Below are 18,151 nucleotides of genomic sequence, written 5' to 3'. Positions count from 1 at the left end.
CGGTCGGCGAACTGCCGCTCGTCCCAGTGCACAGCGCGGCGCCCGGGGACGTCCAAGACCGATCCGGCACGCCCGATACCGCGCGGGTATCGTGGCCGGTGATGGAGCTACGCACCCTGCGGTACTTCGTGGCCGTCGCCGAGGAACTGCACTTCGGCAGGGCCGCCGCGCGGCTGAACATGACCCAGCCGCCGCTCAGCCGGGCCATCAGACAGCTGGAGAGCGACCTCGGCTGCGAGCTGCTGCTGAGGTCGCCGGCCGGTGTGACCCTCACTCCCGCCGGGGGCCGGCTCTACGACGAGGCGCGCGTCCTGCTGGCCCGGGCCGACCAGGCGCGCGACCGCGTCGCCGCCGCCGCGCCCACCCTGACCCTCGGTACCCTCGCCGACAGCGCGCAGCAGGCGGGGGCCCGGCTGTCGGCCGTCTTCCGGGAGCGCCATCCCACCGTGCGGGTCCGGGTCCGTGAGGCCGACCTGACCGACCCGACCACCGGGCTGCGGGCCGGACTCGTGGACGTGGCCCTGACCCGGGCGCCCTTCGACGACACGGGCATCGCCCTGCGCGTACTGCGTTCGGACCCGGTCGGTGTGATCCTGCGCGTCGACGATCCCCTGGCCGGACGCGGGCGGCTGGCCGTGGCGGAGCTGGCCGACCGCCAGTGGTTCCGGTTCCCCGACGGGACGGACCCCGTGTGGCGGGCCTTCTGGACCGACCCGTGCGGGGCCCGGACGGCGGCGGCCGGGCTCGCGGGGACCGCCACGGGGGTGACCGGCCGGCCGGACGACCGCGACGGTCCCGTCGTGCGCACGGCCCACGAGTGCCTTCAGTCCGTGCTGTGGGACGGCACGGTGGGGCTCGCGCCGCTCCCCGTCCATCTGCCCGCGGGCCTCACCGCCGTGCCGCTGACCGGGGTGCCGTCCAGCGACCTCGTCATCGCCTGGGACAGCGAGCGGAACACCCCGCTCGTCCGGTCCTTCGTACGGATCGCCACGGCGCTCCTCGGTCGGTCACGGGTGACAGCGGTCGGTGGGCTCCACGCTTGACTTGGAGTGCGCTTCAAGTCCTAGCGTCCTTTGACAGAGAGACGATCCACTCCGCAGGAAAGGCTGGACTCATATGAAGCGGCGCAGGCTGCGGGACCTCGAGGTGTCTGCCATCGGCCTCGGCTGCATGGGCATGTCCGCCTTCTACGGCTCCGCCGATCAGGACGAAGGCGTCCAGACCATCCGACGCGCCCTCGAACTGGGCATCGACTTCCTCGACACCGCGCAGGTGTACGGCCCGCTCACGAACGAGACGCTCGTGGGCCAGGCGGTCAAGGGCCATCGCGACGAGTACGTGATCGCCACCAAGTTCAACTACCGCATGGACGACGCCGTCCCCGGCGACATGAGCACGGTGGGCCGGCAGGACGGCTCGGCCGAGCACGTCCGCAGCTCGGTGCACGGCTCGCTCAAGCGGCTCGGCACCGACTACATCGACCTCTACTACCAGCACCGCGTCGACCCGAACGTCCCCGTCGAGGAGACCGTCGGCGCGCTGGCGGAGCTGGTCGCCGAGGGCAAGGTGCGGCACATCGGCCTGAGCGAGGCGGGGCCGGAGACCCTGCGCCGCGCGAACGCCGTCCACCCGATCGCGGCCGTGCAGACCGAGTACTCGCTGTGGACGCGCGACCCGGAGGCCGAGGTCCTGCCGACGTGCCGGGAGCTCGGCATCGGCTTCGTCCCCTACTCGCCGCTGGGCCGCGGCTTCCTCGCGGGCCGGTTCTCCTCGCCGGACGAACTCGACAAGGGGGACTGGCGCCGCAGCGGGCCCCGCTTCACCGGCGAGAACCTCGAGGTGAACCAGAGGCTCGCCGAGAAGGTGAAGGAGATCGCCGCCGAGAAGAGCGTGACACCGGCCCAGCTGGCGATCGCCTGGGTGCTGGCGCAGGGCGAGGACCTCGTCCCGATCCCGGGCACCAAGCGCCGCGGCTACCTCGAACAGAACGCCGCCGCGATCGACGTGGAGCTGACCAAGGAGGACCTGGCCCGTATCGACGCCGAACTGCCCAAGGCCGCCGGCGACCGCTACGACGAGGCCGGCATGCGGTCCGTGAACCTGTAGCACCCACCCGGGAGTGGCCGGCCGAGCCGGCCCCTCCCCTGTTCCTGCGGGCGACCAGGTGAAGTCCGCGCAGGCGAACCCGGCGTGCGCCGGCGCGATGGCCACCAGGACCTCTCGGGGTACGTCGTCGCCCGCGACGCACCACGGACACAGCGGGCCGTCCGGCTTTCGGGTACCTGTACACCGGGCCGGTGTACAGGTACCCGCGTTCTCGCCCGCAGCACGCGCAGGCCCGCGGGCGGCCACCACGTACTTCTGCCATGACCTCGACCTTGACGGTCGTCTCGCACCGGCCCGGCCGATTGATCCCAGATGGCCGTCATGACCGTGGCCACTGCGGGTAGGCGCTAATCCGACGCAGGCCGGCCGCCGGTTATTCGAAGACAAGGATCCCCCCACACAGACGAAGGCACATGGAACATGGTCATCCCGCTTAGGAATCAGGCGACGGATGGACAGGACTACCGCGCTCCCACCCCGCTGCGCTACAGCGCCACCTGGGACGCCGACACCCTGCGCAGCACCGATGCGCGGCGGGCGGTCTCGGCGTTTCTGAGGCGCCTGGGGTATCTCCCCGGCGAGCGGGTGGACCAGGACGCCCAACTGGTGGTGAGCGAGCTGGTGACCAACGCGCTGCGGCACGCTCCCGGCCCGTGCGGGCTGCTGCTGGAGCTGTCGCCCGGCGCGGATGTGCTGCACATCACCGTGTGGGACACGTCCACCCTCCTGCCGGAACTCCAGCCCAGGGACGGCCGCCGGATCGGCGGTCACGGGCTGAGGCTGGTCGCCATGCTCTGTGCCGACCTGCGGGCCGGGCCGCTGAACGGCGGCAAACGCGTGACAGCGGACCTGCGTCTGCCGCCGCTGAGCGCCTGATGTCCGTCAGGAGCACGCGCCCGCGGCGCACGCGGTGAGCCACTGGTCGAAGTCGGCGTCGTAGCGGGTGCCGACGCCGGTGGCGTAGACGGCGTAGCCGCCCGGATAGTCGCCGACACGGAAACGGTCCAGCATCCGCCGGATGTCCGCCGGGTGCCGCTCGAACATGTAGCGGGCCGCGAGGTAGCCCCAGGGGTACGTGCGCGTCACGTCGCTGTTGGCGTAGGTGTTCTGGAACAGCGTGCTGAGCCGGTAGGTGTGCTTGCCCGCCTCCGCGACCGCCTGCTCGTCGGCGAGGCCGCGGTAGCCGTAGGAGGCGTACTCGGCCAACCCCTCGATCCACCACACGTCGGGCACCGTCGTCTGCTGGGCGAAGTCGCCCTTCATGTCGTCGCGGGCGTCGATGAAGTGCGTGTACTCGTGGTTGAGGTTCCAGACCCGGGCCGCGAAGCCGTCGTCGTAGTCCTTCTGGTACATGATCGACACGGGCCGGTTCGCCGGATCGGCCGGATCTCCTTCGAGGGTGATGCCGCCGTTGTCCGTGCTGACGCCGTAGATCGCCCCGGCGTACGTGCGGTAGTCGGGGCGGCCGGCGAAGATCACGAGGTCGATGGTCGACACGTACTGACCGGGAATCGGTCCCTCGTCCCGGACGAGGCCGTGGACGTACCGGTCCTGCCCCAGCACGCTCGCGCAGACGGCCTCCAGCTCGGCGGCGGTCAGGGCCTGGGCCCGGACGGTGTGCGTCGCGTCACAGCTGTGCGTGATCGGGAGGGCCGCCCGGGTCAGTCGGGCCGCCAGGTCGCAGATGTCGTAGTAGGAGCAGTCGGCGTGGTCGTAGGCGTCGGCCTGGCTCGCGACCGCCACCCACAGGCCGGCCGTCGGGCCGGTGATCCGCGAGGTGTCCAGCAGGCCCTTGACGAGGGGCTGGACCACGGGTCGCAGAGCGGGGTGCTCGACGTAGCGGGCGAGGTTCATCCCGGCGTTGGAGTCGAGGTGGGCCCGGTCGGTGCCGAGCAGGTCCAGATGGCCGAGCGCGAAGGATTCCAGCGTCCCGGTGATGCCCGGGTCGGCGGCGACCGCGGTGACGTAGTCCGGGTTCCAGTTGCCGCGCCAGAGCGGGGTGTAGACGTCGTTGACGGCCGTGACCATGCTGTCGACGGCGTCGTAGGAGCTGTCGTACCCGTCGAGCAGCTCCTGGTAGACGTCCAGGTAGCGGGCCTGCTGGTCGGCGCTGTCGGTGAGGACGACGGCCTCGCCCAGTATGCCGCCGTTCACCTCCGTGACGTCCCGGGAGTGCCGGCGGCCGAAGAAGGTGTCCAGGCCGCGGGTGGTGGCCCGGGTCAGCCGGGTGTCGTACGGGCCGACGTCGGCCGGGTGGTTGAACTGCACGTAGTAGCCGGCGCGGAGGAAGAGGACGAGTTGCTTCAGGTGCGCGGAGTTGTCGCCCCGGTACCGGGCGGCCGCGTCGCCGAAGGCGTTCGCGATCGTGACCATCTGCGGCTGGCGGAAGACCGCGCGGGCGTCGGTGCCGGTGACCGCGAACAGGGTGTTGACGCAGTCGGTGGTGGAGGCCTTGACGAACGCGACGAGCGCCGCACCGGTTCTGCCACCGAAATCGGCGGGAGTGCACGAGGCCGCTGCCGCGACGGTGTGCGCACCGGCTTGCTGGTCCTCGCGGTGGGGCGACGTGGCGGCGAGGGGCGGCAGTTGGGCGGGGGTGAGCGGCTGGTGCTGTGCGGCGGGGCGCTCGGAGGCGCCGAGGGTGGGGCCGGTGGGCGGGGGCGTGGTCTCGCGGCCCCCAGTCCATGCGGTGGCGGGGGCGGTGCGGGCCTGGGGTGCCGCCGTCGCCGGGGTCGACAGCGGACCCGCGACGGTGACGCAGAGGGCCAGGGCGCAGGCCATGCGTCCGGGCAGCGTCGGGCGGTAGCGCATCGGGGCTCCTTCGCGGACGGATGCGCCTCGGCTGGGGTGTGAGGCGTGTGAGGCAATGTCCCAACGCCCTGTCCCCGCAACAATGCTGTGTGACATAGCACCTGGCGCGGCAGGCCATAACATCCGGCACCGGCCGCCGCTACGAGCCGTCCACGCTCCACATGCGCGCGGCCCACGCCCTCAGGTGCGGGGAGCCGGCGACGAGGTCGCGGTAGGCGGCGGTGGCGGCCCGGCACAGGGCCTCCGCCACTTCCTCGGCCACCGTGTCGTGTCGCCAGGCCAGTACGTACCGGCACCACAGTGGCGTACCGGCCAGCGGTTTCACCATCACGCGCGGAATCGGCCGCAGGGTCGCCTGTACGACGGACACTCCGAGCCCGTCGGCGATCATGCTCTGCAACTGCCTCTGGTCGCCGAGGAATTCGTGCACGGCCACCGGCGTGAAGCCCGCCGCCGCGCAGGCCGCGTAGAACACGCCCGGCCAGCCCGCCCCGTCGTCCGGCGTGAGGAACCACGCGTCGCCGGCCAGCTCCGCGAGGGGCACCTCGGCGCCCCGGGTCGCCCGGTGGCCCGCCGGCAGGGCCACGAAGCTCGGCTCGGTGACGATCCCGCGGTGTGTCACGGCCGCCGAATGCCTGAGCTCCATGCCTGGATAGTCGGCGGCGATGGCCGCGTCCACCGCGCCCTCCTCCAGCAGCTCGACGATCCTCGAGGAGGCGTACACGCTGCTCACGGCGAGCGGGACGTCCGGCAGCCGGGTGCGCATCCCGGACACGGTGCCCGACAGCATCGGCGAGTTGGTCGACGCCATCCGCAGGGCCCGGCGGACGCCCGGCACGCCCGCTGCCGGACGCCGGCCGATCGCGTCGGCGCGGGCCAGGACGTCCCGCGCCCGGGCGACGACCTCGGCGCCGTACGGTGTCGGCCGTACGCCCAGCGCCCCGCGCTCGAACAGTGGCTCGCCGAAGTGCCGCTCGATGCGCCGGAGTTGGGTGCTCACCGCGGGCTGGGAGTACCGCAGCGCGGACGCCGCCCGGCCCACGCTCCCGGCGTCGGCGATCGCGCACAGCACGCGCAGGTGCCGCAGCTCAAGCTCCATCGGCCCGCTCTCCTTCCGGTACGCCCTCGCACCCGCGAGAGCACCCCGCGTTCGACCACCCGAAAGCTCGAAGTATCGTGTGGTTACCATATGAGCGCCGCCTAGCTCGAAAGATAGATCTGTGACTGTCAACGACGACTCGTTCACCAACTGGAACAACCGCGAGGAGATCGCGGAGTCGATGATCCCGATCATCGGGAAGCTGCACCGCGAGCGGGACGTCACGGTCCTGCTGCACAGCCGCTCCTTGGTGAACAAGTCGGTGGTCAGCATCCTGAAGACCCACCGGTTCGCCCGGCAGATCGCGGGCGAGGAGCTCTCGGTCACCGAGACGCTGCCGTTCCTCCAGGCGCTCACCACGCTCGACCTCGGCCCCTCCCAGATCGACCTCGGCATGCTCGCCGCGACCTACAAGGCCGACGACCGTGGTCTGACGGTCGCGGAGTTCACCGCCGAGGCCGTCGCCGGCGCCACCGGCGCCGACAAGATCGAGCGCCGCGAGGGGCGCGATGTCGTCCTCTACGGCTTCGGCCGCATCGGCCGCCTCGTCGCCCGCCTGCTGATCGAGAAGTCCGGTTCGGGCAACGGCCTGAGGCTGCGCGCCATCGTGGTGCGCGGCGGCGGTGAGCAGGATCTGGTCAAGCGCGCCTCGCTGCTGCGCCGGGACTCCGTGCACGGCCAGTTCCAGGGCACCATCACCGTCGACGAGGACAGCAGCACGATCTCCGCCAACGGCAACGAGATCAAGGTCATCTACGCCGACGACCCGACGTCGGTGGACTACACGGCGTACGGCATCAAGAACGCCATCCTCATCGACAACACCGGCAAGTGGCGCGACCGCGAGGGCCTGTCGAAGCACCTGCGCCCCGGGATCGACAAGGTCGTCCTGACCGCGCCCGGCAAGGGCGACGTGCCCAACATCGTGCACGGCGTCAACCACGACACGATCAAGCCGGACGAGCAGATCCTGTCCTGCGCCTCCTGCACCACCAACGCGATCGTGCCGCCGCTGAAGGCGATGGACGACGAGTTCGGCGTGCTGCGCGGCCACGTGGAGACCGTCCACTCGTTCACCAACGACCAGAATTTGCTGGACAACTACCACAAGTCGGACCGCCGCGGCCGCTCCGCGCCGCTGAACATGGTCATCACGGAGACGGGTGCCGCCTCCGCCGTCGCCAAGGCCCTGCCCGACCTCAAGGCCCGGATCACCGGCAGCTCGATCCGCGTGCCCGTGCCCGACGTCTCGATCGCGATCCTCAACCTCCAGCTCGGGCGCGAGGCCGACCGCCAGGAGGTCCTCGACTACCTCCGCAACGTGTCGCTGACCTCGCCGCTCAAGCGGCAGATCGACTTCACCACCGCCCCCGACGCGGTCTCCAGCGACTTCATCGGCTCCCGCCACGCCTCGATCGTCGACGCCGGCGCCACCAAGGTCGAGGGCGACAACGCGATCCTCTACCTCTGGTACGACAACGAGTTCGGCTACTCCTGCCAGGTCGTCCGTGTCGTCCAGCACGTCTCCGGAGTGGAGTACCCGACGTACCCGGCCCCGGCGGTCTGATCCGGACCGCACCGCACTCCGCCGGCCGGGGTCCCCTTCTCCGGGGCCCCGGCCGGCGGCGTCATGCCACCCGGATGCCGACGATGCAGGTGTCGTCGTCGGTGTCCGACCTGCTGTAGGTGAGCAGCCGGTCCAGTTGCTGGTCCAGCGTGCGGGGCGCGGACCTGGCGGTGGCCAGCAGATGCGACAGGGACTCCTCCACGGACCGGTCCCGGCGCTCGATCAGGCCGTCGGTGTACATCAGCAGTGTGTCGTCCGGCTCCAGTTCGACCTCGGTCTCCTCGTAGACCGCCTCCGGCACCGCGCCGAGCAGCAGTCCCTTGAGGACGGGCAGCGCGGTCGCCTCGGCGTCCCGGACGAGCACCGGGGGCAGGTGCCCGGCCCGGGCCCAGCGCAGGGTGCGGCTGTCCCCGTCGTAGAGCGCGCAGACGGCGGTGGCGGTGACGGCGCCCGTGAGGTGGTGCGCCACGATGTTCAGCCAGGACAGCAGCTGCGCCGGCCCCGCGCCCGTCACGGCGAGCCCGCGCAGCGCGTTGCGCAGGACGACCATGCTGGTGGCCGCCTCGATGCCGTGCCCGGCCACGTCCCCGACGCACAGCAGCACCAGGCCGGAGGGCAGGACGACCGTGTCGTACCAGTCGCCGCCGACCAGCTGCTCCGCCTCGGCGGGGCGGTAGCGCACCGCCACCTGGAGGTCCGGAACGTGCAGCGGGGCCTGCGCCGGAGGCATGATCGCGTGCTGCAACTGGAGGGCCAGCCGGTTGCGTTCGTCGGCCTGCTGCTCGGTGTGGGCCAGTTGGTCGCGGGTGGCGGCGAGGGCGACCTCGGTCCAGTGCTGGGCCGAGATGTCCTGGTAGGCGCCGCGTACCCCGACCAGCCCGTCGTCGGTGTCGAGGACCGGTTCCGCCACCACCCGGATGTGGCGGGTGACCCCGTCGGGCCGCATGAGACGGAAGGCGACGGAGGCCCCACGCCGGTGGTGCAGCAGCGTGCGCAGGAACCGCCTGATGGTCACGGCGTCGTCGGAGTGGGCGTGGGCGGGCAGGTCCTCCAGTGCGACCGGGGTGCTGGTGGGCGGCCGGCCGTACAGGCTGAAGAGCTGGCCGTTCCAGGTGATCTCGCCCGTCAGCAGGTTCTCCTCGAAGCCGCCGATGCGGCCGAGGCGCTGGGCGTGCTGGAGCAGGCTCGCGAGCCGGGCGGTCTCGTCCTCGATGCGCCAGATCAGCAGCACGCTCGAACCGTGGCGGCTGATGCTGATGTCGGCGACGGCGGCGAGCGGGACCTGGTCGACGAGCGCGGTCAGGTTCATCCTCCGCGCCCGGAACGGCTCACCCGTGGCGTAGACCCGCTCGACGCGCTGGAACAGCTCGCTCTCGCCGGCGGCCATCGGGTACGCCTCCAGCAGCAGGGCGCCGCCCACGACGGCGCGGGGCCGGCCCGCCGGGTCGAGGAAGCGGCTGTTGACGTGCTGGATGCGGAAGTCGACGAGCTGTCCGGCCCCGTCGAGGTGCGGTACGAGGACCAGCGCCGGGTCGTGCAGTCCGTCCGCGAGGTCGCTCAGCTCCTGCGCGTCCGGCACCACCCGCGGTTCGTACGACGCCCCCGGCAGCAGCGGGTACGTCTCCAGGGTGTGCGCGCACAGCTCCGCCAGCGCCTCCACCTGCCGGACGACCTGCGGGGGCTGCGGTTCCTCGGGCCCGGGCCAGGCGATCTCCAGCACGCCGTGGATACGGCCGCCCGCCCCGGCGGGTACGGCGACCCGCGCGCCGTCCGGGTACAGGGTCCGGCCGATCGTGGGCAGGCCGGACTCCGAGAGCGACGGCAGCCACTGCCCCGACCGCTCGGTGAGGCCGCGCCGGGCCACCGTGGCCACGTCCGGCGGGACATAGCGCCAGCGGGCGGCCTCGGCCTCGGGGAACCCGGCGCTGCCGGCGAGGGTCAGCGAACCGTCGGAGTCCGCGGCCCAGATGGCCACGCCGACCGCGCCGAGCGGCCGCAGCGCGTGCTGGAGCAGGGAGTCGGCCACGGCCTGGGTGTCACCGGCGGCCAGGGCGCCGCTCTCGGCCGCGCGCAGCCGTACGGCGGCCGACTCGTCGGCCTGGTCCGGCGCTCCGGCGGTGGCGGCGAGGAAGGTGTCGGTCACCTCGGACATACGGTCCCGGGCGGCCTGGTTGATGACCTCCACGGCGAATTCCAGGGGCGTCACCCGGGCCTGCTCGGCGAGTTCGGCGAGCTGGCGCGCGGCCTGGGCGGGGCCGCAGCCGAGCCGCTCCACGAGGATGCCCTTGGCGAGCTCGATCAGCGCCCGCCCCTCGGCCTCCGCCTGTGCCGTCCGCACCTCGCGGCGCAGCCGCTCCACCGTCGCGGCGAGCCTGCCCACGGGCGTCGTCCGGGCGGATCCCGCCGGTCCGGTCTGCGGTGCGGGCTGGAGGGGGATGAAGGCGGAGGGGTCGAGAGCCGCGGGATCGGCGGTGGGCCGGTCCAGGTCGGGGGACGGAGGGTCGTTCGCCGGCTCGGGGGTCGAGTCGTACGTGGTCACGGTGTGCGGGCTCCTCGGCTGGCGGACGGCCCCTGCGTGCGGCGGTGCGCACGCGGGGCTGGGGCGGGCGCGGGCCTCGTCATGCGGGGAGCCAGCGTCGGACGCATGCGACGAGGTCCTGGGTGTCCACCGGCTTGGTGACGTAGTCACTGGCTCCGGAGGCCAGGCTCTTCTCCCGGTCGCCGGGCATCGCCTTGGCCGTGACGGCGATGATCGGCAGCTCGGCGTACCCCGGCATCTTCCGGATCTCGGCGGTGGCGGTGTAGCCGTCCATCTCCGGCATCATCACGTCCATCAGCACGAGGGCGATGTCCGGGTTGTTGACCAGTGTCTCGATTCCCTTGCGGCCGTTCTCCGCGTGCAGGACCCGGAATCCCTGGAGTTCGAGGATCCCGCTGAGCGCGAAGAGGTTGCGCGCATCGTCGTCGACGACGAGGACGGTACGGCCGGCGGCGGCGTTGCTGGTGTCGAGCACCGGCACCTGTGGTTCCTCGGGCCGGACCAGGGTCAGCACCTCACCGGGCTCCTCGGTCGACAGGTGCAGGGCGATGCGCTCGCGCAGCTCGTCCAGGCTGTAGAGGTACTCCAGCGAGCGGCCGTCGGGACCGGAGCGCGCGGCCTCCTCCCCGACCGGTCCGGCCCGGTGACCGCTGTGCACCAGGACGGGAACGCTCGCCAGCGCCGAGTCGCCCTGGAGGGCGTCCAGGAAGCGGGCCGACTCGCCCTCCGGCGTGCCGAGTTCGACGACGACGCAGTGGCACGGCTCGGCGGCCAGGGCGCCGGCCGCCTCCTGGGCTCCGACGGCGGTGATGATGTCGACGGGGGCGTGCGAGGGATCGCTCTCCCGGCCGTGCGCCAGGTCCCTGACCACGCTCTCCGCGACGAGGGTCAGCAGTCCGCGCGGCCGCTCCTCGACGACCAGCAGCCGGCGCGGACGCCGCTTGGTGCCGGTGCGGACGATCCCTTCCCGGGGATCGGGTTCGGCCGTCGTCTCGGACGCGAGGGTCTCCAGCGCCTTCTGCGGCGGGCGGCCGCCGCGCGTCGCCTCCGCGAAGTCCGGCCGGGCCACGGGCAGGTACAGGGTGAACGTGCTGCCCTTGCCGGGGGTGCTGTCCACGGTGACGGCGCCGCCGAGCAGGTGCGCGATCTCCCTGGTGATGGACAGGCCGAGGCCCGTGCCGCCGTACTTGCGGCTCGTCGTGCCGTCCGCCTGCTGGAAGGCCCCGAAGATCGTCTCCAGTTGCTGCTCCGGAATGCCGATCCCGGTGTCCTTCACCCGGAAGGCGACGACACTGCCGCTGCGCAGCACTCCCTGGGGCGTCTCGTCGTCCAGCGCCGGTTCGATCCGCAGCTCGACACAGCCCTGTTCGGTGAACTTCACCGCGTTGGACAGCAGGTTGCGCAGGATCTGCCGGAGCCGGGAGTCGTCGGTGAGCAGGTCGGCGGGCGCGCCGGTGGCCGTGCTGATCGTGAACTCTAGGCTCTTCTGCGTCGTCATCGGCCGGAAGGTGGCCTCGACGTACTCGATGAGCTGCCGCAGCGGGACGCGTTCCGGTGTCACGTCCATCTTGCCGGCCTCGACCTTGGACAGGTCGAGGATGTCGTTGATCAGCTGGAGCAGGTCGGAGCCCGCGGAGTGGATGATGCCCGCGTACTCGACCTGCTTCGGGGTGAGGTTGCGGGACGGGTTCTGGGCGAGCAACTGGGCCAGGATGAGCAGGCTGTTGAGCGGGGTGCGCAGCTCGTGGCTCATGTTGGCGAGGAACTCGGACTTGTACTTCGAGGCCAGCGACAACTGCTGGGCGCGGGCCTCCAGTTCCTGCCGTGCCTGTTCGATCTGGAGGTTCTTCGCCTCGATGTCCCGGTTCTGCTCGGCCAGCAGCGAGGCCTTCTCCTCCAGTTCGGCGTTGGAGCTCTGGAGTTCCTCCTGCCTGGCCTGCAACTCGGCGGAACGGGCCTGGAGTTCGGAGGTCAGGCGCTGGGACTCGCCCAGCAGTTCGTCGGTGCGGGCGTTGGCCACGATCGTGTTGACGTTGACGCCGATGGTCTCCATCAGCATCTCCAGGAAGTCCCGGTGGATCTGGGCGAAGGAGCTGACCGAGGCCAGTTCGATCACGCCGAGCACCTGCTCCTCGAAGACGATGGGCAGCAGCATCAGCGCGCTCGGCTCGACCTGTCCGAGCCCGGAGGAGATCGTGACGTAGCCCGGCGGCAGGTCGTCCACGGCGATGGTGCGGCGGCTGCGGGCCGCCTGGCCGACCAGGGAGCGGCCGAAGGGGATACGGGTGGGCCGCGGGTCCTCCTCGGGACGGCCGTAGGAGCCGACGAGCCGCAGCTCGGGGCCCCGGTCGCCGTCGTCGGCGAGGTAGAAGGCGCCGTACTGGGCGGACACCAGGGGCACCAGCTCGTCCATGATGAGCTCGGCGACCACGGGCAGTTCGCGGTGGCCCTGCATCAGGCCGGAGATACGCGCGAGGTTGGTCTTGAGCCAGTCCTGCTCCTGGTTGGCGCGGGTGGTCTCGCGCAGGGACTCCACCATCGAGTTGATGTTGTCCTTGAGCTCGGCGACCTCCCCTGAGGCGTCCACGGTGATGGACCGGGTCAGGTCGCCCTCGGCGACGGCGCTCGCCACCTCGGCGATGGCGCGCACCTGCCGGGTCAGGTTGCCGGCCAGTTCGTTGACGTTCTCGGTGAGGCGCTTCCAGGTGCCGGAGACGCCCTCCACCTCGGCCTGGCCGCCGAGGCGTCCTTCGGTGCCGACCTCGCGGGCCACGCGGGTGACCTCGTCGGCGAACGCGGAGAGCTGGTCGACCATCGTGTTGATGGTCGTCTTCAGCTCCAGGATCTCCCCGCGCGCGTCGACGTCGATCTTCTTCGACAGGTCGCCGCGGGCCACCGCGGTGGTCACCAGGGCGATGTTGCGGACCTGGCCGGTGAGGTTGTTGGCCATGGAGTTGACGTTGTCGGTGAGGTCCTTCCAGGTGCCGGCCACGTTCGGCACATGGGCCTGGCCACCGAGGCGGCCCTCGGTGCCGACCTCCCGGGCGACGCGGGTGACCTCGTCGGCGAACGCGGAGAGCGTGTCGACCATCGTGTTGATGACGTCGGCCAGCGCCGCGACCTCGCCCTTGGCCTCGACCGTGATCTTCTGCGAGAGGTCGCCCTTGGCGACGGCGGTCGCGACCTGCGCGATGGAGCGCACCTGACCGGTCAGGTTGGAGGCCATCACGTTGACGTTGTCGGTGAGGTCCTTCCAGGTGCCGGACACGCCCCGCACGGTCGCCTGACCGCCGAGGTTGCCGGCCGTGCCGACCTCGCGGGCGACCCGGGTCACCTCGTCCGCGAACGCGGAGAGCTGGTCGACCATCGTGTTCATGGTGTTCTTCAGCTCAAGGATCTCACCGCGCGCGTCGACGGTGATCTTCTGCGACAGATCGCCCTCGGCGACGGCCGTGGCCACCTGGGCGACATTGCGCACCTGGGCGGTGAGGTTGCCCGCCATGAAGTTCACCGAGTCGGTCAGGTCGCGCCACGTGCCCTTGACGCCCTTGACGTCGGCCTGGCCGCCCAGGCGGCCCTCGGTGCCGACCTCGCGGGCGACCCGGGTCACCTCGTCGGCGAACGCGGAGAGCTGGTCGACCATCGTGTTGATGGTGTTCTTCAGCTCGAGGATCTCACCGCGCGCGTCGACGGTGATCTTCTGCGACAGATCGCCCTTGGCCACGGCGGTGGTCACCTGGGCGACGTTGCGCACCTGGTTGGTGAGGTTGCCCGCCATGAAGTTCACCGAGTCGGTCAGGTCGCGCCACACACCGGCGATACCGGGCACCTGGGCCTGGCCGCCCAGGCGGCCCTCGGTGCCGACCTCGCGGGCGACCCGGGTCACCTCGTCCGCGAAGGCCGAGAGCTGGTCGACCATCGTGTTGACGGTCTCCTTCAGCTGGAGGATCTCACCGCGCGCGGGCACGTCGATCTTCTGCGACAGATCGCCCTTGGCGACGGCGGTCGCCACCTGTGCGATGTCCCGCACCTGCGTGGTGAGGTTGCCCGCCATGGCGTTGACGGAGTCCGTCAGGTCGGCCCAGGTGCCGGAGACGCCCGGTACCTCCGCCTGTCCGCCGAGCGTGCCCTCGGTGCCGACCTCCCGCGCCACACGGGTCACCTCGGAGGTGAACACCGACAACTGGTCGACCATGCCGTTGAACACGGTGGCGATGTCGCCCATGAGCCCGTCGGAGTCGTCGGGCAGGCGTGTCCCGAAGTCGCCGTCCCGGACGGCTGTCAGACCCGCGAGGAGTCGTCTCAGCTCCTGGTCACCCAGAACCGCCTCGGTCACCTCGGTCGCCTTGCCGGCCATGCGTCCCCTCGTTCCGCTCCCCAGAGCCCCCGGTCGAAGGCTCGGAACCGTGCCGGGAACGTTCTGCGGCCCGGCCGTTCGTGCACGCGTTTCCGCACTTCACGGATGTGTCCACGGAGTGAAAATACGTCGCAGGCTAACCCAGGTGCACGACCCCCCACAAAGCTTCCGGCCATGTTCGCGCAACCGGGAGACCCATGAGCGGATGGTAGGCATGAGCAGCGGAGAGCAGGGTACTCGGGCGCTTTTTCCCGCTGCGGTTCAGGCCGCGTGCAGGGCGGCGTGCAGCGTGTCCGTCACCTGGACGCGGGCCGCCCGGGACGCGAGGGTGCCGCGCAGCAGGTCGAACAGGACGAACGCGTGGATCGTGCCGTGGTAGCGGACGGACACGACCGGGACGTCCGCCTCCCTCAGCCGTGCCGCGTACGCCTCGCCCTCGTCGCGCAGCACATCGGCCTCCGCGGTGACGACGAGCGCCGGAGGCAGACCCCGCAGCCGGCGGACGGCCGCGCGCAGCGGCGAGACCGTGCCGTGCGCGCGGGTCAGCGGGTCCGGGGCGTACTGCTGCCAGTAGCCGCACATGGCGGCACGGCCCAGGAAGTAGCCGTCCGCGAACTGCCGGTAGGACGGGGTGTTCATGGCCGCGTCGGTGACCGGGCAGACCAGCACCTGGTGGCGCAGGTCCGGCCCGCCGCGCTCCCGCGCCACCAGGGTGAGGGCGGCCGCGTGCTGGGCGCCCGCGCTCACGCCCACGACGGCCATCCGGCTCCCGTCCAGCCGGCATTCGCCGCCGTGCCGGGCGATCCACCGGGCGACGGTGTACGCCCGCTCGACGGCGCCCGGGTGGCGGGCGTCCCGCGGCATGTCGTACTCCGGGACGACCACCGCGGCGTCCGCGCCCAGCACGAGGTCGGCGACCAGTTTCCGGTGCGCGTAGGCGTCGGTGAGCATCCAGCCCAGCCCGTGCAGGTACAGCACCACGGGCAGCGGCTCGTCGGCGCCGGCCGGGCGCAGGATCCGCACCCGGATGCGGTTGCCGTCGCCGCCCGGCAGGGCCAGCCACTCCTCCTCGATGTCGGGTTCGTCACGGCCGCCGCCGTTCCACAGGGCCGCCATGCGCGCCCGGGAGGCCATCACGTCGGCGGTCGCCGGAGTGGGGCAGGCGTACTCGGCGACGAAGTCCCGTGCCCGTCTCTCGAGGACCGGCGTCGCCCGGAAGGCCGGCACGTCTTCTTCCACGGGAACTCCTGCCTGACGGGCGAACCATGGGCCGTTCGCCACCCTAGGGGCGCTTCGCCGGAAGCGGGCGGCTGGCCACCGTACTCATCCGTGTCGCTGCGTGCACACTTCGGGCGCCCGGTCAGGGATGTGCAGTCATATGACCTATCAGCTCCCCCGGTCACTGCCGAAGAATCGTTTTCACGGGCCTTGGACAGGGGTGACCGTCCCCCCTCGCGCGCCCGCGCACCGCGATCCTGGACGGCTGAAGGGAGCCCAAGTGAGCGCTCGATCCGAGACGGCCGCGGCGCCCGGCACCGGAGCGTCCCGCCAGGTGGCGGCCGCCGTTTCACGCTGGCTCGCGCCGGTCGTCGAGCACGACCTGGGGGACGGGCCCGCGCGGGGCCGCGTGACGGGGCATCACCTCGGCTACGTACGGATGCTCGCCTGGGAGACCGGAGCACTGCGCCTGACCCGTGGCGCGGGCTCGATCGCGCGGGACGCCGGGGACGCCGTCGCCCTGGTGATCCCCCTGCACGGGACCGTGCGGATCGCCCAGGACGGGCGGGGTGCCTGCGTCGAGAGCGGGCAGCCGGCCTTGATCGACCTGCGCCGGGCCTTCTCGGTCGAACAGCGGGACCGGGCCCGGGTGCTCGTCCTCCGCCTGCCGGTCCACGCCCTGCACGTACCGGTGGCCGGTCTGCGGTCCGTCACCGCCCGCGCCCTGACGCCGGCGGGCGGTATGGCCGCGCTGCTGGCCACCGTTCTGCCGCATCTGGAGCGGTCGGCTCCCCGGGTCCCGCCCGCGGTGGGCGAACGGCTGGGCGGGATCGTCACGGAGCTGGTGGCGGCGTTGGTCGACGAGCTCGCCGAGCAGGCGGGCCGGCCCGCGCAGACCGGACGGGAGCGGCTGGTCACCGGGATCCGCGAGTACATCGACCGGCATCTGGAGGATCCCGGACTGTCCGCGGAGCGGATCGCCGCGGCACATCTCGTCTCCGTCCGCTATCTGCACCGCCTCTTCCAGGGCGAGGGGGTCACCGTGGGGCGGCTGATCCAGCGCCGCCGGGTCGAGGAGTGCGCGCGGGAGCTGGCCCGGCGCGGCCGGGTGAGCCCGTCCGTCTCCGTGGTGGCCGCCCGCTGGGGTTTCGGCAGCGCGGCGCACTTCAGCCGCGCCTTCAAGGCCGTCCACGGGTACGCGCCCCAGCAGTGGCTCCGGCTGGCGGACACACCGGCGACCGGCCCCGGCACGGCCGGCCGCCCTGCCCACGGCACCCCGGGCAGCGGGGACACCTCCGGCGCGCCGACCGGGCCGCGACAGCCTGACGGCTCCGCCAGGACCACCCGGACCGCCTGACGTTCCCCCGTGGCCGGCTGTCCCCGTCCGAGGGCTCGTCCGAGGGCTCGGCCGAGGGCTCGGCCGAGGGCTCCACGCATCCGGTGCGACAGCGACCGCGGGCCGCACGGCACGCCGCCGACCGGTGAAACACCGAGCAGCGGCCCACCACCCGCACCCCGCTCCCCCGGCGGCCCGAGGCGCCCTCGCGGTCAGCCGTCCGTCGCTCCGGCCTCCCTGGCCGGCCGGAGCCGGGCGTCCCGCCAGGCGCTGGGTGACACGCCGTACGCGGCACGGAAGCTGCGGCTGAAGTGGGTGGCGCTGGCGAAGCCCCAGCGTCGGGCGACCGCGGAGACCGTGGTGTCGCTCCGCCCGGGGCGGGCCAGTTCGCGCCGCGCCTCCTCCAGGCGGCGGTGCTGGATCCAGCGGCCCACCGTGCTGCCGTGGTCCTCGAAGAGCTTGTGCAGGTAGCGGATCGAGATGTGCTGGGCCGAGGCGAGGGTCCCCGGTGTCAGTTCCCGGTCCCACAGGCGCGCGTCGACGTGGGCACGCAGGTGCCGGACCAGGCTGTCGCGCCCCTCGCCGCCGCCCCGGGGCCCGGCGTCCGCGTCCTCGACGGCGAGCAGCGCGACCAACTCGGCGACCGTTCCGGCCAGATGGAGTGCCGTCCGGGCGGAGTAGGGCTCCGTCGCCCCGGCGACCTCCCGCACCAGGGAGCCCAGCAGCGGCGCCACCGCGCCCCCGGCGAACGGGGCCCGGCCGCTCAGGGCACCGGCCTGGGCGTCGGTGAGGGTGAGGGCGTAGCGCGGTATCCGCACCAGGTGCAGGGTGACGTCGTCGGGCGCCTGCAGCTCGAAGGGTTCCGCCGCGTCGCACAGGAAGAGGTCGTCGGGCCCGCCGGGCTCCGCGGTCCCCCGGCGGACGAGCGCCGCCCGGCCGGAGGCGTACAGGCCCAGCAGGAGCGACGGGTCGGCGACGGCGCCGGGATCGTGGACGTAGGACACTCCCGTGCCCCGCACGGTGGACACGTGCAGGAAGCCGAGGCTGTGGGCGGATGCGGGTGTCAGGCTCATAGGCCCCCCCTGGTCGACGCGTTCGTACGGCGTTCAGCCTGCGGC

Annotated in this window: 11 protein-coding genes; 5 read left to right on the top strand and 6 right to left on the bottom strand. The window is 72.2% G+C overall.

All coding sequences use genetic code 11. From position 1 onward, the window contains the following. Positions 1 to 101 precede the first annotated feature (101 nt). The 3 genes from ACFY01_RS36455 (at position 102) to ACFY01_RS36445 (ending at position 2,982) form a co-directional block, all read left to right on the top strand. Positions 102 to 1,043, top strand: coding sequence for a LysR family transcriptional regulator (locus ACFY01_RS36455; RefSeq protein WP_390740050.1), 942 nt, complete (start codon positions 102 to 104; stop codon positions 1,041 to 1,043). Between the two features lie 73 nt (positions 1,044 to 1,116). After that, entirely contained in the window at positions 1,117 to 2,106 is a 990-nt protein-coding gene (locus tag ACFY01_RS36450; protein ID WP_390740049.1) for an aldo/keto reductase, read from the top strand. Positions 2,107 to 2,526: 420 nt separating this feature from the next. Continuing rightward, entirely contained in the window at positions 2,527 to 2,982 is a 456-nt protein-coding gene (locus ACFY01_RS36445; protein WP_390740048.1) for an ATP-binding protein, read from the top strand. Between the two features lie 6 nt (positions 2,983 to 2,988). On the opposite strand, the gene ACFY01_RS36440 is transcribed toward ACFY01_RS36445, so the two are convergent. Together ACFY01_RS36440 and ACFY01_RS36435 are read right to left on the bottom strand one after the other, a co-directional pair. After that, the gene (locus ACFY01_RS36440; RefSeq protein WP_390740047.1) at positions 2,989 to 4,917 is read right to left on the bottom strand and encodes a collagenase; all 1,929 of its coding nucleotides are present in this window, start codon (positions 4,915 to 4,917) and stop codon (positions 2,989 to 2,991) included. Between the two features lie 139 nt (positions 4,918 to 5,056). Further along, positions 5,057 to 6,016 carry a LysR family transcriptional regulator gene (locus tag ACFY01_RS36435; protein WP_390740046.1) on the bottom strand — a complete coding sequence of 320 codons (960 nt, stop codon included), beginning with the start codon at positions 6,014 to 6,016 and terminating at the stop codon, positions 5,057 to 5,059. A gap of 121 nt (positions 6,017 to 6,137) precedes the next feature. Between ACFY01_RS36435 and ACFY01_RS36430 the strand changes: the two genes are divergently transcribed. After that, on the top strand, positions 6,138 to 7,583 hold the full coding sequence (locus tag ACFY01_RS36430; protein WP_390740045.1) for a glyceraldehyde-3-phosphate dehydrogenase: 1,446 nt from the start codon (positions 6,138 to 6,140) through the stop codon (positions 7,581 to 7,583). 61 nt (positions 7,584 to 7,644) lie between these two features. Here ACFY01_RS36430 and ACFY01_RS36425 read toward each other — a convergent pair whose 3' ends face one another. The 3 genes from ACFY01_RS36425 to ACFY01_RS36415 form a co-directional block, all read right to left on the bottom strand. Continuing rightward, complete coding sequence (locus tag ACFY01_RS36425) at positions 7,645 to 10,122, bottom strand: SpoIIE family protein phosphatase (protein ID WP_390740044.1); 2,478 nt, start codon at positions 10,120 to 10,122, stop codon at positions 7,645 to 7,647. A 79-nt stretch (positions 10,123 to 10,201) separates the two neighbouring features. After that, entirely contained in the window at positions 10,202 to 14,479 is a 4,278-nt protein-coding gene (locus ACFY01_RS36420) for a HAMP domain-containing protein (protein WP_390740043.1), read from the bottom strand. A 261-nt stretch (positions 14,480 to 14,740) separates the two neighbouring features. Beyond that, positions 14,741 to 15,718, bottom strand: a complete 978-nt coding sequence (locus ACFY01_RS36415) for an alpha/beta hydrolase (RefSeq protein ID WP_390740042.1) — start codon at positions 15,716 to 15,718, stop codon at positions 14,741 to 14,743. Between the two features lie 259 nt (positions 15,719 to 15,977). Here ACFY01_RS36415 and ACFY01_RS36410 point away from each other — a divergent pair, with 259 nt between their 5' ends. After that, the gene (locus ACFY01_RS36410; protein WP_390740041.1) at positions 15,978 to 17,054 is read left to right on the top strand and encodes a helix-turn-helix domain-containing protein; all 1,077 of its coding nucleotides are present in this window, start codon (positions 15,978 to 15,980) and stop codon (positions 17,052 to 17,054) included. A 191-nt stretch (positions 17,055 to 17,245) separates the two neighbouring features. On the opposite strand, the gene ACFY01_RS36405 is transcribed toward ACFY01_RS36410, so the two are convergent. Beyond that, positions 17,246 to 18,106 (bottom strand): helix-turn-helix domain-containing protein, encoded by an 861-nt coding sequence (locus ACFY01_RS36405; RefSeq protein ID WP_390740040.1) that lies wholly within the window; start codon positions 18,104 to 18,106, stop codon positions 17,246 to 17,248. Positions 18,107 to 18,151: the final 45 nt, after the last annotated feature.

This window comes from Streptomyces sp. NPDC001480 (assembly GCF_042894725.1).
Lineage (GTDB): Bacteria > Actinomycetota > Actinomycetes > Streptomycetales > Streptomycetaceae > Streptomyces.
The sequence above is the reverse complement of the archived record's forward strand: the minus strand, read 5'-3'. Positions and strand labels throughout refer to the sequence as shown.

Excerpts from the sequence above, each read along its gene's own strand:
- ACFY01_RS36455 (WP_390740050.1), top strand. The coding sequence starts at position 102 with ATGGAGCTACGCACCCTGCGGTACTTCGTGGCCGTCGCCGAGGAACTG.
- ACFY01_RS36450 (WP_390740049.1), top strand. The coding sequence starts at position 1,117 with ATGAAGCGGCGCAGGCTGCGGGACCTCGAGGTGTCTGCCATCGGCCTC.
- ACFY01_RS36445 (WP_390740048.1), top strand. The coding sequence starts at position 2,527 with ATGGTCATCCCGCTTAGGAATCAGGCGACGGATGGACAGGACTACCGC.
- ACFY01_RS36440 (WP_390740047.1), bottom strand. The coding sequence starts at position 4,917 with ATGCGCTACCGCCCGACGCTGCCCGGACGCATGGCCTGCGCCCTGGCC.
- ACFY01_RS36435 (WP_390740046.1), bottom strand. The coding sequence starts at position 6,016 with ATGGAGCTTGAGCTGCGGCACCTGCGCGTGCTGTGCGCGATCGCCGAC.
- ACFY01_RS36420 (WP_390740043.1), bottom strand. The coding sequence starts at position 14,479 with ATGGCCGGCAAGGCGACCGAGGTGACCGAGGCGGTTCTGGGTGACCAG.
- ACFY01_RS36405 (WP_390740040.1), bottom strand. The coding sequence starts at position 18,106 with ATGAGCCTGACACCCGCATCCGCCCACAGCCTCGGCTTCCTGCACGTG.